This window comes from Scandinavium lactucae (assembly GCF_033843265.1).
Taxonomy (GTDB): domain Bacteria; phylum Pseudomonadota; class Gammaproteobacteria; order Enterobacterales; family Enterobacteriaceae; genus Scandinavium; species Scandinavium lactucae.
Window position 1 is genome coordinate 1 of sequence record NZ_JAWXRD010000002.1, and the last position, 14553, is coordinate 14553.

A 14553-nucleotide genomic window follows, 5' to 3' on the forward strand; every position below is an offset into this window, starting at 1 on the left:
AGGCACCGGTTTTTGATACCGGCATTCCCTGGTTCGAATCCAGGTACCCCAGCCATTTTTCCCTGACTAAGCGTTTTTTTCGCGTGAGTCATTTGGGGTATCGCCAAGCGGTAAGGCACCGGTTTTTGATACCGGCATTCCCTGGTTCGAATCCAGGTACCCCAGCCAGTCAGGCACTGGCAAAACACAATTCAGGCTACGTAGCTCAGTTGGTTAGAGCACATCACTCATAATGATGGGGTCACAGGTTCGAATCCCGTCGTAGCCACCAAATTCTTGGGGTGTCGCCAAGCGGTAAGGCTCTGGTTTCTGATACCAGCATACCGGGGTTCGAATCCCTGCACCCCAGCCAATTTAGTAAACGATGAACCAAAACTGAAAAGAACACCTGATGGGGTGTCGCCAAGCGGTAAGGCACTGGTTTCTGATACCAGCATTCCGGGGTTCGAATCCCTGCACCCCAGCCACTTTTTCAGTCTCATCGTCAGCATCAAAAAATCTGTTGGGGTATCGCCAAGCGGTAAGGCTCTGGTTTCTGATACCAGCATTCCGAGGTTCGAATCCTCGTACCCCAGCCACATAAAACAAAAAAGCTCGCTTCGGCGGGCTTTTTTGTTTTTGTCTTTCAGGAGTGCCTGTTAATTAAACAGGCCACCGCGATTCTCGATGGCCTGATACGTTACAACCCTAACGCATACTTCAGCGCCTGACGTTTGAGCCGGCCTGCACGCTCGGCGGCCATCAGGCCGATATTGCGCAGCATTCTCAGCGGGGCGAGATCGTTGCTGAAGCTGGCATAGAACAGATCCATGCCAGATTGCATTAAATAGTTATCCGCCATTCTGCGAGTCTGGTAGCGCTTGAGCACCGGCAGACTCGCCCAATCTTCGCCGTGGCTACGGGCATTAATCAGCACGTCCAGCAGAGCATCGACGTCACGATATCCCAAATTAACGCCCTGCCCGGCCAACGGATGAATGGTATGGGCGGCATCCCCCACTAACGCAAGTCCAGGCTGAACGTAGCGCAACGCATGGCGGCGTGTCAGCGGAAATGCCCCGGCGGCAACCGGTTTAACGTGGCCCAGGCGCGACGGAAAGGTCCGCATAATCTCTTGCTGCAGTTGTTCTAACGACAGCGACTGTAGCTGACGAATACGGGCCGGGGTGTCATACCACACCAGCGAGGCCCAGTGTTCAAACAGCGGTAAAAAGGCACGCGGCCCGTTCGGCGTAAACTGCTGCCAGGTACTGTCCCCCGGTTCCGCTTCGCACTCGACGGTAATCAACATGCAGGACTGGGGATATTGCCAGGCGTGAATGCCAATCCCGGCCATCTGCCGCACCTGAGAATTTGCGCCATCGGCACCTATCACCAGCTTGGCCTGCATTTCGCGGCCATCGGTAAAGCTCAACTGGTAACCGTCCGTACCATGCAGCATCGTTTCCAGCGAGGAAGGCACACACAGCGTGACCTTGTCATGCGCCTCCAGCGCCTGCCACAACGCGAGTTGCAGCACGTTATTCTCCACCATGTAACCGAGTTCGGGCAGCTTAAGCTCCGAGGCGTTAAACACCACGTGCGCGCTTTCCCATTCCCAGGTTTCCAGTTGGCGATAACGGTGGGTGCGCATGGCATGAATGGCATCCCACACGCCCAGCCCGCGCAACAGGCCCACCGACGAGGCACTTATGGCCGAGATCCGCACATCCGGCGGGCTCGCCGCATCAAATGCAGGCGGCGTGGATTGCTCAATCACGGTCACGCTGAATCCCTGCTGTGCCAGGCCCAGGGCCAGCGCTGCGCCGACCATTCCGCCACCGACAATGGCGACATCAGTATGTTGATTGCTCATGGCTCGTTTCCTTAAACCTCATTCCCTTAAGTTTACCGGATTTTTTGTCCTTTGGGCGCAGCGTCGGTCATACTGGTCACACTCGCTGCAAAGCATTACAATACGCGCCCTGCGTTCCCTGAGCATGAGCAAAGCTAAGTCGATGACAAAAAAACTCCATATTAAAACCTGGGGCTGTCAGATGAACGAATACGATTCATCAAAGATGGCCGATCTGCTGGATGCCACCCACGGCTATCAACTGACCGATAACGCGGAAGAAGCCGATGTACTGCTGCTGAACACCTGCTCGATTCGTGAGAAGGCGCAGGAGAAAGTGTTCCATCAGTTGGGTCGCTGGAAGCTCATCAAAGCGAAACGCCCGGATGTGATCATTGGCATCGGCGGCTGCGTCGCGTCTCAGGAAGGCAAACTGATCCGCCAGCGTGCGCACTATGTTGATATCATTTTTGGCCCACAGACCCTGCACCGCCTGCCGGAAATGATTAATACCATTCGCGGTATGCGCGATCGCCGTAAACCGATTATCGATGTCAGCTTCCCGGAAATTGAAAAATTCGACCGCCTGCCGGAGCCGCGTGCCGATGGCCCGACCGCGTTTGTGTCGATCATGGAAGGCTGCAACAAATACTGCACCTACTGCGTCGTGCCCTACACCCGTGGCGAAGAAGTCAGCCGTCCTTGTGATGATATCCTATTTGAAATCGCACAGTTGGCCGCTCAGGGCGTGCGTGAGATTCACCTGCTCGGCCAGAACGTAAACGCCTGGCGCGGCGAAAACTACGACGGCACCACCGGTTCGTTTGCTGAATTGCTGCGTTTGGTTGCGGCCATTGACGGCGTCGACCGCATTCGCTTCACCACCAGCCACCCTATCGAGTTCACCGATGACATTATCGACGTCTATCGCGATACACCAGAACTGGTGAGCTTCCTGCATCTGCCGGTGCAGAGCGGGTCTGACCGCGTGCTGAACCTGATGGGTCGCACCCATACCGCGCTGGAATATAAAGCCACTATTCGTAAGCTGCGCGAAGCGCGCCCGGATATTCAAATCAGCTCCGACTTCATCGTCGGCTTCCCGGGGGAAACCAACGAGGACTTCGAGAAGACCATGAAGCTGATTGCCGACGTCAATATGGACGTCAGCTACAGCTTTATCTTCTCCGCACGTCCTGGGACACCGGCGGCGGATATGGTTGATGACGTTTCGGAAGAAGATAAGAAACAGCGGCTGTATATTTTGCAGGAGCGCCTCAACCAGCAGGCAATGGCCTGGAGCCGCCGTATGGTCGGCACCGTCCAGCGTATTTTGGTCGAAGGCACATCGCGTAAGAGCCTGATGGAGCTGACAGGGCGCACGGAAAATAACCGCGTGGTCAACTTCGAAGGGATGCCGGATATGGTCGGTAAATTCGTCGATGTAGAAATCACCGATGTGTATACCAACTCCCTGCGTGGCAAAGTTGTTCGCACCGAAGCGGAGATGGGCCTGCGCGTAGTCGAATCACCGGAATCAGTGATTGCCCGCACTCGCAAAGAAAACGATCTCGGCGTGGGAACTTTCCAGCCATGATCCCGTGGCCTGCCCCTGCGGGCAGGCCCTTGCATTTCCTCGCCCTGCCCCCACATCGATTGCAATGCTTGCACCTTTAATCGCATGCGCGAATAATTTCCTTTGTACATCTACAAAAACGCCCGCCGTGGCACCAGGTAAAAGAGGAACAGCTTGAATACAGAAACCCGTGAAATCACCCTCGAGCCTGCGGACAACGATCGTCTGCTGAGCCTCTGCGGTCCGTTTGATGACAATATCAAACATCTTGAGCGACGACTGGGGATCGAAATCAACCGCCGCGATAACCACTTCAAACTCACCGGACGCGCTATCTGCGTGAACGCCGCCGCGGATATCCTGCGCAGCCTGTATGTCGATACGGCACCTATGCGCGGTCAGACGCAGGACATCGACCCGGAACAGATTCACTTGGCTATTAAAGAAGCCCGGGTGCTGGAGCAAACCGCCGATAGCGTGCCGGACTACGGTAAAGCTATCAATATCAAGACCAAGCGCGGCGTTATCAAACCACGCACCCCGAACCAGGCGCAGTACATCGCCAATATCCTCGACCATGACATCACCTTTGGTGTGGGCCCTGCCGGGACCGGTAAAACTTACCTCGCGGTTGCAGCCGCGGTTGATGCGCTGGAGCGTCAGGAAATTCGCCGTATTCTGCTGACTCGTCCGGCAGTTGAAGCCGGTGAGAAACTGGGCTTCCTGCCCGGCGATTTAAGCCAGAAAGTTGACCCGTATCTGCGTCCACTGTATGACGCGCTGTTTGAAATGCTCGGCTTCGAAAAGGTCGAGAAACTGATTGAGCGCAACGTGATTGAAGTTGCGCCGTTAGCCTACATGCGCGGTCGTACGCTGAACGACGCGTTCATCATTCTGGACGAAAGTCAGAACACCACCATCGAGCAGATGAAGATGTTCCTGACCCGTATCGGCTTTAACTCAAAGGCGGTGATCACCGGGGACGTGACCCAGATTGACCTGCCGCGAAATGTCAAATCGGGTCTACGCCATGCCGTCGAAGTGCTGGCGGAAGTAGACGAAATCAGCTTCAACTTCTTCCATAGCGAAGACGTAGTGCGCCATCCGGTAGTGGCCCGCATCGTTAACGCCTATGAGGCGTGGGAAGAAGCAGAACAAAAACGTAAAGCCGAGCAGGCCGCCGAGCGCAAACGCGAAGCGCTGGCAACGCAGGAGCAAGAGCATAAATGAGTTCGGTTATTCTGGATTTACAGGTCGCAACGGAAGACGAAAACGGTCTGCCGCAGGAAGCACAGTTTCAGCGCTGGCTGGATGCCACCATCCCGGCGTTTCAGGCCGAGTCTGAGGTGACTATCCGCTTGGTTGATGAAGCGGAAAGCCACGAGCTGAATCTGACCTATCGCGGAAAAGACAAGTCGACCAACGTCCTCTCCTTCCCGTTCGAGGCACCACCGGGCATGGAAATGCCGCTGCTCGGTGACCTCATTATCTGCCGTCAGGTGGTTGAGCGCGAAGCCGAAGAACAGGGTAAACCGCTCGAGGCCCACTGGGCCCATATGGTTATCCACGGCAGTCTGCATCTGCTCGGCTATGACCATATTGAAGACGAAGAAGCGGAAGAGATGGAAAGTCTGGAAACGGAGATAATGCTTGCTCTGAACTATGATGATCCGTACATTGCCGAGAAAGAGTAACCTGTGCGGCGGCTAGCCGCCGCGCTGGCATTTTATGCCGTCTGATGCTGTGTTTACGCCAGACGGGAAGATTTATTTAACATGAGACCCCACACGACGCCATGAGCGACGACAACTCACACAGTAACGACACCTTAAACAGCAAAAAGGGATTCTTTTCCCTCTTACTGAGCCAACTGTTCCACGGCGAACCTAAAAACCGCGATGAACTGCTGGCGCTGATCCGTGATTCCGGGCAAAACGACCTTATCGACGAAGATACGCGCGACATGCTCGAAGGGGTTATGGATATTGCAGACCAACGCGTCCGCGACATCATGATCCCCCGTTCTCAAATGATTACCCTGAAACGCAGCCAGAGCCTGGACGAATGTCTCGATGTCATTATCGAGTCCGCCCACTCGCGTTTTCCGGTGATCAGCGAAGACAAAGATCACATCGAAGGGATTCTGATGGCCAAGGATCTGCTGCCGTTTATGCGCAGCGATTCTGAGGCTTTCAGCATGGATAAAGTGTTACGCCAGGCGGTGGTGGTGCCGGAAAGCAAGCGGGTTGACCGTATGCTGAAAGAGTTCCGCTCTCAGCGCTACCACATGGCGATTGTGATTGACGAATTTGGCGGCGTCTCGGGTCTGGTGACCATCGAAGACATCCTCGAACTTATCGTCGGCGAAATTGAAGACGAATACGATGAAGAAGACGACATCGATTTCCGTCAACTGAGCCGTCACACCTGGACCGTTCGCGCCCTCGCCTCGATTGAAGATTTCAACGAAGCCTACGGCACGCACTTTAGCGACGACGAAGTTGATACTATCGGCGGCCTGGTGATGCAGGCGTTCGGGCACCTGCCTGCACGCGGTGAATCCATTGCCATTGATGGTTACCAGTTCAAAGTTGCGATGGCTGACAGCAGACGTATCATCCAGGTACACGTCAAACTTCCGGAAGATGCGCCACAGCCCAATCTGGAAGACTAATTTTACGGGACGACAACGCTAAATGGCATTTGCCTCTCTGATTGAACGCCAGCGCATTCGCCTGCTGCTGGCGCTACTCTTTGGTGCCTGCGGAACGCTGGCTTTTTCACCTTATGATTTCTGGCCTGCGGCGATGGTGTCGCTGATAGGGCTGCAAGGATTAACCCTCAACCGTCGTCCGCTGCAAAGCGCCTGGATTGGTTACTTCTGGGGTCTGGGCCTGTTTGGTTCGGGCATCAACTGGGTGTACGTCAGCATCGCGCAGTTTGGCGGTATGCCAGGCCCGGTGAACGTTTTCCTGGTGGTATTGCTCGCGGCATATCTGTCGCTGTATACCGGGTTGTTCGCCGGGGTGCTCTCGCGACTATGGCCGAAAGCGACCTGGATCCGCGTGGCGATTGCAGCACCCGCAGTGTGGCAAATCACCGAGTTCCTGCGCGGCTGGGTGTTGACCGGTTTTCCGTGGTTGCAGTTCGGCTACAGCCAGATTGACGGCCCGCTGAAAGGCCTCGCGCCGGTGATGGGCGTGGAGACCATTAACTTCCTGCTGATGATGGTTAGCGGCCTGCTGGCGCTGGCGTTAATGACCCGCAACTGGCGTCCGCTGGTCGTGGCGGTGGTGCTTTTCGCCCTGCCTTTCCCGCTGCGCTATATCCAGTGGTATCAGTTGCTACCCGACCGCACCACTGAGGTGTCGCTGGTACAGGGCAATATTCCTCAGTCGCTGAAGTGGGATGAAAAAGAGCTGATTAACACGCTGCAGATTTATCTCAATGCGACCGAGAAAGTGATGGGCAAATCACAGCTCATCATTTGGCCAGAATCCGCCATTCCGGATCTCGAAATCAATCAGCAGCGCCTGCTCAGCATGATGGACGATATGCTGCGCGCCAAAAACAGCTCGTTAATAACCGGGGTAGTCGATTCGCGTCTTAACGCCAAAAACCGTTACGACACCTATAACACCATCATTACGCTCGGCAAAGATAACCCGTACAGCTACCACTCTACCGATCGATACAACAAGAACCATCTGGTGCCGTTTGGTGAGTTTGTGCCGCTGGAGTCGATTTTGCGTCCGCTGGCACCGTTCTTTGACCTGCCGATGTCGTCGTTTAGCCGTGGGCCGTACGTCCAGCCTCAGCTCTCAGCACATGGTCTGAAACTGACCCCAGCGATTTGCTACGAGGTTATTCTCGGCGAGCAGGTGCGTGATAATTTTCGCCCGGACACCGATTTCCTGCTGACCATCTCTAACGATGCGTGGTTCGGTAAATCGATTGGCCCGTGGCAGCACTTCCAGATGGCGCGGATGCGTGCTCTGGAACTGGCACGCCCGCTGCTGCGTAGCACCAACAATGGGATTACCGCCGTGATTAATCCGCACGGCGACGTGCAGGCGATGATCCCGCAATTTACCCGCGAGGTGCTGACCACCACGGTAACGCCAACCTCCGGTCTGACGCCTTATGCGCGTTTCGGCAACTGGCCACTGTGGATCCTCACCGCGCTGTTCGGTTTTGGCGCTCTGGTGATGAGCCTTCGTCAGCGTCGTCGCTAGTTTTCCCCTCACCCTGCCCTCTCCTTCACGGAGAGGGTATCTCTCCCTCATTTCTGGCACGCCAATTGCTTTGTTAATTCAGAGAACTGCGTGATTTGCCTTAGTGCAACCCAGTCGCACCAATAACGCTCAGCGGTAGCACCCTTTCGGTGCAATGGAGCATTTTTGCCTTAAAACGGTGCGGCGCACATCGCAAAAACAAACAATATCGCAGCAAAATCTTTACATTAAGCCAAACTAAATGTTAACAAACTGGCTTAACACTGCACACACAAGTGGCAGGCTATAACAACACAACACTCACATGGGTATCTGCGCGTCACTGACGCCACGATAAGGAAGGAGTTGGATATGCAATTACGTAAACTGGCCGCAGCAATGCTGGTGATGGGAATGTCTGCCGGGCTAGCACATGCCGATGATGCAGCGCCAGCAGCAGGCAAAAGCACGCTGGACAAAATCGCCAAAAATGGCGTGATTGTGGTCGGCCATCGTGAATCATCTGTACCGTTCTCATACTACGACAACCAGCAGAAAGTGGTCGGCTACTCACAGGACTATTCCAACGCTATCGTTGATGCTATTAAGAAGAAGCTCAACAAACCTGACCTGCAGGTGAAGCTGATCCCGATTACCTCCCAAAACCGTATCCCACTGTTGCAGAACGGCACCTTTGACTTCGAGTGTGGTTCGACCACCAATAACCTTGAGCGTCAGAAACAGGCTGCGTTCTCTGACACCATCTTTGTGGTCGGCACCCGTCTGCTGGTCAAGAAAGGCGGCCCAATCAAAGACTTCGCCGATCTGAAAGGCAAAGCGGTGGTCGTAACCTCCGGTACCACCTCTGAAGTGCTGCTGCACAAACTGAACGATGACAAGAAAATGGACATGCGCATCATCAGTGCTAAAGACCACGGCGACTCCTTCCGTACTCTGGAAAGCGGCCGCGCGGTGGCGTTCATGATGGATGATGCGTTGTTGGCAGGCGAACGTGCGAAAGCGAAGAAACCTGACAACTGGGAAATCCTCGGCACGCCGCAGTCTAAAGAAGCGTACGGCTGTATGCTGCGTAAAGACGATCCGCAGTTCAAGAAGCTGATGGATGACACCATTGCCCAGGCGCAGACCTCCGGTGAAGCAGCGAAGTGGTTCGAAAAATGGTTCAAGAACCCAATCCCACCGAAGAATCTGAACATGAACTTCGAACTGTCTGACGACATGAAGACCCTGTTCAAAGAACCGAATGACAAAGCACTTAACTAATTAAAACAACGATGGGCGGGTCCGCCTGCCCTCTCGATTGTCGGGAAGCATGGACAGACTATACGCGGAGTGGTCGTTCCCCATTCAGCGCGAAAAGAGCTTCTCACCAATCTTCGAGGGTAGCGCTGCTACCCTTTTTTTTCGGAGTCCATTTATGTCAATCGACTGGAACTGGGGTATTTTTCTGCAACAAGCCCCGTTCGGCAACACCACCTATCTTGGCTGGTTGTGGAGCGGATTTCAGGTCACCGTGGCGCTGTCTGTCACGGCCTGGATTATCGCTTTCCTCGTCGGCTCGCTGTTCGGCATTCTGCGTACCGTACCCAACCGAATCCTCTCCGGAATCGGGACGCTGTACGTTGAACTGTTCCGCAACGTTCCGCTGATCGTTCAGTTCTTTACCTGGTATTTGGTTATCCCGGAGCTACTGCCGGAAAACCTCGGCATGTGGTTTAAGTCTGAACTTGATCCCAACATTCAATTTTTTGTCTCTTCAATGATGTGTCTGGGCCTGTTTACCGCTGCCCGCGTCTGCGAGCAGGTGCGCGCCGCGATTCAGTCGCTGCCGCGCGGACAGAAAAACGCCGGGCTGGCAATGGGCCTGACGCTGCCACAAACCTATCGATATGTGCTGCTGCCAAATGCGTACCGCGTGATCGTGCCGCCAATGACCTCCGAAATGATGAACCTGGTGAAAAACTCAGCCATCGCCTCGACTATCGGTCTGGTGGATATGGCGGCGCAGGCCGGGAAACTGCTGGACTACTCGGCGCATGCCTGGGAATCCTTCACTGCCATCACTCTGGCCTATGTCCTGATTAACGCGATTATTATGCTGGTGATGAATCTGGTTGAACGTAAGGTTCGCCTGCCGGGCAATATGGGAGGCAAATAATGTACGAGTTTGACTGGAGTTCCATCGTTCCTTCGATGCCCTACCTGCTGGCAGGTCTGGTCATTACCCTGAAAATCACCGTTACCGCGATCATCATCGGGATTGTCTGGGGCACGCTGTTGGCGGTGATGCGCCTGTCAACGTTCAAGCCGCTGGCGTGGTTTGCCACGGCCTACGTGAACGTGTTCCGTTCCATTCCACTGGTGATGGTGCTGCTATGGTTCTACCTGATTGTGCCGGGCTTTTTACAGCAGGTACTCGGGCTGTCGCCGAAGGCCGATATCCGTCTGATTTCCGCGATGGTGGCATTCTCAATGTTCGAGGCCGCCTATTATTCTGAAATTATCCGCGCAGGTATTCAGAGCGTTTCGCGTGGGCAAGGTAATGCCGCACTGGCGTTGGGGATGACCCACTGGCAATCGATGAAACTGATCATTTTGCCGCAGGCGTTCCGGGCAATGGTGCCGCTGCTGCTGACCCAGGGGATTGTCCTGTTCCAGGATACCTCGCTGGTGTACGTTCTGAGCCTCGCCGATTTCTTCCGTACCGCATCGACCATCGGTGAGCGTGACGGAACCCAGGTTGAGATGATCCTGTTCGCAGGAGCCGTCTACTTTGTTATCAGTTTAAGCGCCTCGCTGTTGGTCACCTATTTGAAGAAAAGGACCGTGTAATGATTTCCCTGAAAAATGTTTCGAAATGGTATGGTCACTTTCAGGTGCTCACCGACTGCTCCACGGAAGTGAAAAAAGGCGAAGTCGTGGTGGTTTGCGGCCCATCGGGTTCCGGTAAATCCACGCTTATCAAAACCGTTAATGGCCTGGAACCGGTGCAGAAAGGTGAAATTCTGGTCAACGGCACTCAGGTGAATAATAAGAAGACGGATCTCGCCAAACTGCGTTCGAACGTCGGCATGGTGTTCCAGCATTTTGAGCTGTTCCCGCATCTGTCGATTATTGAAAACCTGACGCTGGCACAGGTCAAAGTGCTCAAGCGCGATAAAACCGCCGCGCGAACCAAAGGCCTGAAACTGCTGGAACGTGTCGGCCTTTCTGCCCATGCGGATAAGTTCCCGGCCCAGCTTTCCGGCGGTCAGCAGCAGCGTGTGGCGATCGCCCGTGCGCTGTGTATGGATCCGGTGGCAATGCTGTTTGACGAACCGACCTCGGCACTCGATCCGGAAATGATCAACGAAGTGTTAGACGTCATGGTTGAGCTGGCGCACGAAGGAATGACGATGATGGTGGTCACCCACGAAATGGGCTTTGCCCGCAAAGTGGCGAACCGCGTTATCTTTATGGATGAAGGCAAAATCGTCGAAGATTCCGACAAAGACGACTTCTTCAATAATCCGAAGTCAGACCGCGCGAAAGATTTCCTCGCGAAAATCCTGCACTGATTTTAAGGTTAACTGCCCGGCGGCGCTGACGCTGACCGGGCCAACAACACCGTGGTATTTGATTACGGTTCAAACGCCTTACGCTGAAACTGGTCATGGCCACATTTCGGGCACAATGGCAGCACGTCAGGTGAATAGACCGCCAGATGGAAATGGCATTTTTCGCACACCAGATTCCCCAGCCCCACCACTTCCCCGCTGTGATACACGCCGTGATGATTCAAGTCCTGAAACACCTCTCGCCATTCGAGCTGCGTTTTATCGGTGATATCCGCCAGTTCCTGCCAGATACTTTCCTTTATCACCCGCATAAACACGCTGTCTTTTAGCTCGTCCTGGCTTTCCCCATAGCTGATGGCGAACTCCTCAAGGTCACGGCGCACCGCTCTTGTCAGCTCGTCCACTTCGGTTCGGGTTAACTCCCCGGTCTGGCTGACGCGCTCCCGAGCCTGCTCGACCAGCGCGTCAATATCGCGCTCTCCGTTACGCAGACGTTCCGTTAGCGTCGTCACCAGTTCACGATAATATTGAGCAACCTTGTTCATTGTTTCATCTCCCGGGCGGTTAACGTCCTCTAATGATAGACCTTATTTCCTGATAGCTTTGTCAGGTTAGCCACAGAGACGGTAAATAAACGCCAGTCAGGAGTGTGCGAAAGGCTGTTTTGACGTGCCCGTTTGGGCTATGCTATGCGGATCTGAATGACCACATCCATTGGCTACGTTTGTAGCTGTATTGAAAACAGGACCACTGGCTGCCATGCAAGAGCAATACCGCCCGGAAGAGATAGAATCGAAAGTCCAGCAACACTGGGACGAAAAGCGCACATTTGAAGTGACTGAAGACAACAGCAAAGAGAAATACTACTGCCTGTCGATGCTTCCCTATCCTTCTGGCCGACTACACATGGGCCACGTGCGTAACTACACCATTGGTGATGTGATTGCCCGTTACCAGCGGATGCTGGGCAAAAACGTGCTGCAGCCTATCGGCTGGGATGCGTTTGGCCTGCCGGCTGAAGGTGCGGCGGTGAAAAACAACACCGCGCCTGCCCCGTGGACCTACGACAACATCGCCTACATGAAAAACCAGCTCAAAATGCTGGGCTTCGGTTATGACTGGAGCCGCGAACTGGCGACCTGCACCCCGGAATATTACCGCTGGGAGCAGAAATTCTTCACCGAGCTGTATAAAAAAGGTCTGGTGTACAAGAAGACCTCCGCCGTTAACTGGTGTCCGAATGACCAGACCGTTCTGGCGAACGAGCAGGTTATCGACGGCTGCTGCTGGCGCTGCGATACCAAAGTTGAGCGCAAAGAGATCCCACAGTGGTTTATCAAAATCACGGCTTACGCCGACGAACTGCTGAACGATCTGGATAAAATGGATCAGTGGCCTGACACGGTGAAAACCATGCAGCGCAACTGGATTGGCCGTTCTGAAGGGGTGGAAATCACCTTTGACGTCGCCGATTACGCTGACAAGCTGACCGTCTACACCACGCGTCCCGACACTTTCATGGGTGCGACCTATCTGGCCGTGGCCGCGGGTCACCCGCTGGCACAGCAGGCTGCAGCCACCAATCCGGCGCTGGCTGCTTTCGTTGACGAATGCCGCAACACCAAAGTCGCAGAAGCAGAAATGGCGACCATGGAGAAGAAAGGCGTCGACACCGGCTTCAAAGCGATTCACCCACTGACCGGCGAAGCTATCCCGGTTTGGGCTGCCAACTTCGTGCTGATGGAATACGGCACAGGTGCCGTCATGGCCGTTCCGGGTCACGACCAGCGCGACTACGAGTTTGCCAGCAAATATGGCCTGACCATCAAGCCTGTGATTCTGAACGCTGACGGTTCCGAACCGGATCTGTCCGCTCAGGCGTTGACTGAAAAAGGCACCCTGTTCAACTCTGGTGAGTTCAGCGGTCTGAGCTTCGAAGAGGGCTTCAACGCTATCGCCGATAAGCTCGCGGCACTGGGCGTCGGCGAGCGCAAAGTGAACTTCCGTCTGCGCGACTGGGGCGTTTCCCGTCAGCGTTACTGGGGAGCGCCAATCCCAATGGTGACGCTGGAAGACGGCACCGTGATGCCGACCCCTGAAGATCAGCTGCCGGTTATTCTGCCGGAAGACGTGGTCATGGACGGGATCACCAGCCCAATCAAAGCCGATCCTGAGTGGGCAAAAACCACCGTTAACGGTCAACCTGCGCTGCGTGAAACTGACACCTTTGACACCTTTATGGAGTCTTCCTGGTACTACGCGCGCTACACCTGCCCTGACTATCAGGAAGGGATGCTCGATTCCGACGCAGCGAACTACTGGCTGCCGGTCGATATTTATATCGGCGGGATTGAACATGCGATCATGCACCTGCTGTACTTCCGCTTCTTCCACAAACTGATGCGTGATGCGGGCATGGTGAACTCTGATGAGCCGGCTAAACAGCTGCTGTGTCAGGGTATGGTCCTGGCAGACGCCTTCTATTACGTAGGTGCAAACGGCGAACGTAACTGGGTATCACCAAAAGACGCTATCGTTGAGCGTGACGAGAAAGGCCGTATCGTGAAAGCGACGGACCCGGATGGACACGAGCTGGTGTATACCGGCATGAGCAAGATGTCCAAGTCCAAGAACAACGGCATCGACCCGCAGGAAATGGTTGAACGCTATGGCGCAGACACCGTACGTCTGTTCATGATGTTCGCCTCTCCGGCTGACATGACCCTCGAGTGGCAGGAATCTGGCGTCGAAGGCGCTAACCGCTTCCTGAAACGCGTGTGGAAACTGGTTTACGAGCACACCGCCAAGGGCCCGGTTGCGGCGCTGGACGTTGATGCGCTGAGCGAAGATCAACAGGCGCTACGTCGTGACGTGCATAAAACTATCGCCAAAGTGACCGATGATATCGGCCGTCGTCAGACCTTCAACACCGCCATTGCGGCGATTATGGAACTGATGAACAAGCTGGCGAAAGCCCCGACTGAAAGCGAGCAGGATCGCGCTCTGCTGCAGGAAGCGCTGCAGTCAGTGGTGCGTATGCTGAACCCGTTCACTCCACACATCAGCTTCACGCTGTGGCAGGTACTGGGTGGCGAAGGTGATGTGGACAACGCACCTTGGCCGGTTGCCGACGAGAAAGCGATGGTGGAAAACACCACCCTGGTCGTGGTACAGGTTAACGGTAAAGTTCGCGGCAAAGTCACTGTGCCGGTGGATGCAACCGAAGAACAGGTTCGTGAGCGTGCAGGCCAGGAACATCTGGTCGCAAAATATCTGGAAGGCGTTACCGTACGTAAAGTCATTTACGTTCCGGGCAAACTGCTGAACCTGGTCGTTGGCTAAGCGCGGGAG

12 protein-coding genes and 5 tRNA genes are annotated in these 14553 nt (G+C 54.8%); 15 read left to right on the forward strand and 2 right to left on the reverse strand.

Features of this window, described 5'->3' with window-relative positions; genetic code table 11:
* Window positions 1–93: 93 nt before the first annotated feature.
* From SIK69_RS02045 to SIK69_RS02065, 5 genes are all read left to right on the forward strand, one after another.
* Window positions 94–168 (forward strand) — tRNA-Gln (locus tag SIK69_RS02045).
* A 26-nt stretch (window positions 169–194) separates the two neighbouring features.
* A tRNA-Met gene (locus SIK69_RS02050) sits at window positions 195–271 on the forward strand.
* Between the two features lie 6 nt (window positions 272–277).
* Window positions 278–352: transfer RNA gene (locus SIK69_RS02055), tRNA-Gln, on the forward strand.
* Window positions 353–392: 40 nt separating this feature from the next.
* Window positions 393–467, forward strand: a tRNA-Gln gene (locus SIK69_RS02060).
* A gap of 36 nt (window positions 468–503) precedes the next feature.
* Window positions 504–578: transfer RNA gene (locus SIK69_RS02065), tRNA-Gln, on the forward strand.
* A 101-nt stretch (window positions 579–679) separates the two neighbouring features.
* Here SIK69_RS02065 and ubiF read toward each other — a convergent pair.
* Window positions 680–1855: a 3-demethoxyubiquinol 3-hydroxylase gene (gene ubiF / locus SIK69_RS02070; protein WP_319785288.1), complete on the reverse strand. Its 1176-nt coding sequence runs from the start codon at window positions 1853–1855 to the stop codon at window positions 680–682.
* 142 nt (window positions 1856–1997) lie between these two features.
* Between ubiF and miaB the strand changes: the two genes are divergently transcribed.
* The 9 genes from miaB to SIK69_RS02115 all read left to right on the forward strand — a co-directional run bounded on the left by miaB (window position 1998) and on the right by SIK69_RS02115 (window position 11202).
* Window positions 1998–3431, forward strand: coding sequence for a tRNA (N6-isopentenyl adenosine(37)-C2)-methylthiotransferase MiaB (miaB, locus tag SIK69_RS02075; protein ID WP_319626963.1), 1434 nt, complete (start codon window positions 1998–2000; stop codon window positions 3429–3431).
* Between the two features lie 153 nt (window positions 3432–3584).
* Window positions 3585–4640 (forward strand): PhoH family protein, encoded by a 1056-nt coding sequence (locus tag SIK69_RS02080; RefSeq protein ID WP_319626962.1) that lies wholly within the window; start codon window positions 3585–3587, stop codon window positions 4638–4640.
* Complete coding sequence (gene ybeY, locus SIK69_RS02085; RefSeq protein ID WP_319626961.1) at window positions 4637–5104, forward strand: rRNA maturation RNase YbeY; 468 nt, start codon at window positions 4637–4639, stop codon at window positions 5102–5104. The genes SIK69_RS02080 and ybeY overlap by 4 nt, the downstream gene beginning before the upstream one ends.
* A gap of 101 nt (window positions 5105–5205) precedes the next feature.
* Window positions 5206–6084, forward strand: coding sequence for a CNNM family magnesium/cobalt transport protein CorC (gene corC, locus SIK69_RS02090; protein ID WP_319785289.1), 879 nt, complete (start codon window positions 5206–5208; stop codon window positions 6082–6084).
* Between the two features lie 22 nt (window positions 6085–6106).
* Window positions 6107–7645, forward strand: a complete 1539-nt coding sequence (gene lnt, locus SIK69_RS02095; protein ID WP_319785290.1) for an apolipoprotein N-acyltransferase — start codon at window positions 6107–6109, stop codon at window positions 7643–7645.
* Between the two features lie 351 nt (window positions 7646–7996).
* Window positions 7997–8908, forward strand: a complete 912-nt coding sequence (locus SIK69_RS02100) for an amino acid ABC transporter substrate-binding protein (protein WP_319785291.1) — start codon at window positions 7997–7999, stop codon at window positions 8906–8908.
* Between the two features lie 154 nt (window positions 8909–9062).
* A complete protein-coding gene (locus SIK69_RS02105) occupies window positions 9063–9803 on the forward strand; it encodes an amino acid ABC transporter permease (RefSeq protein WP_319626957.1) in 741 nt (246 codons plus the stop codon).
* On the forward strand, window positions 9803–10477 hold the full coding sequence (gltK, locus tag SIK69_RS02110) for a glutamate/aspartate ABC transporter permease GltK (RefSeq protein WP_319626956.1): 675 nt from the start codon (window positions 9803–9805) through the stop codon (window positions 10475–10477). The genes SIK69_RS02105 and gltK overlap by 1 nt, the downstream gene beginning before the upstream one ends.
* Window positions 10477–11202, forward strand: a complete 726-nt coding sequence (locus SIK69_RS02115; protein WP_319626955.1) for an amino acid ABC transporter ATP-binding protein — start codon at window positions 10477–10479, stop codon at window positions 11200–11202. Before gltK ends, SIK69_RS02115 begins: the two co-directional genes overlap by 1 nt.
* Window positions 11203–11264: 62 nt before the next feature.
* On the opposite strand, the gene SIK69_RS02120 is transcribed toward SIK69_RS02115, so the two are convergent.
* Entirely contained in the window at window positions 11265–11747 is a 483-nt protein-coding gene (locus SIK69_RS02120; protein ID WP_319626954.1) for a zinc ribbon-containing protein, read from the reverse strand.
* 214 nt (window positions 11748–11961) lie between these two features.
* Here SIK69_RS02120 and leuS point away from each other — a divergent pair, with 214 nt between their 5' ends.
* The gene (gene leuS, locus SIK69_RS02125; protein WP_319626953.1) at window positions 11962–14544 is read left to right on the forward strand and encodes a leucine--tRNA ligase; all 2583 of its coding nucleotides are present in this window, start codon (window positions 11962–11964) and stop codon (window positions 14542–14544) included.
* Window positions 14545–14553: the final 9 nt, after the last annotated feature.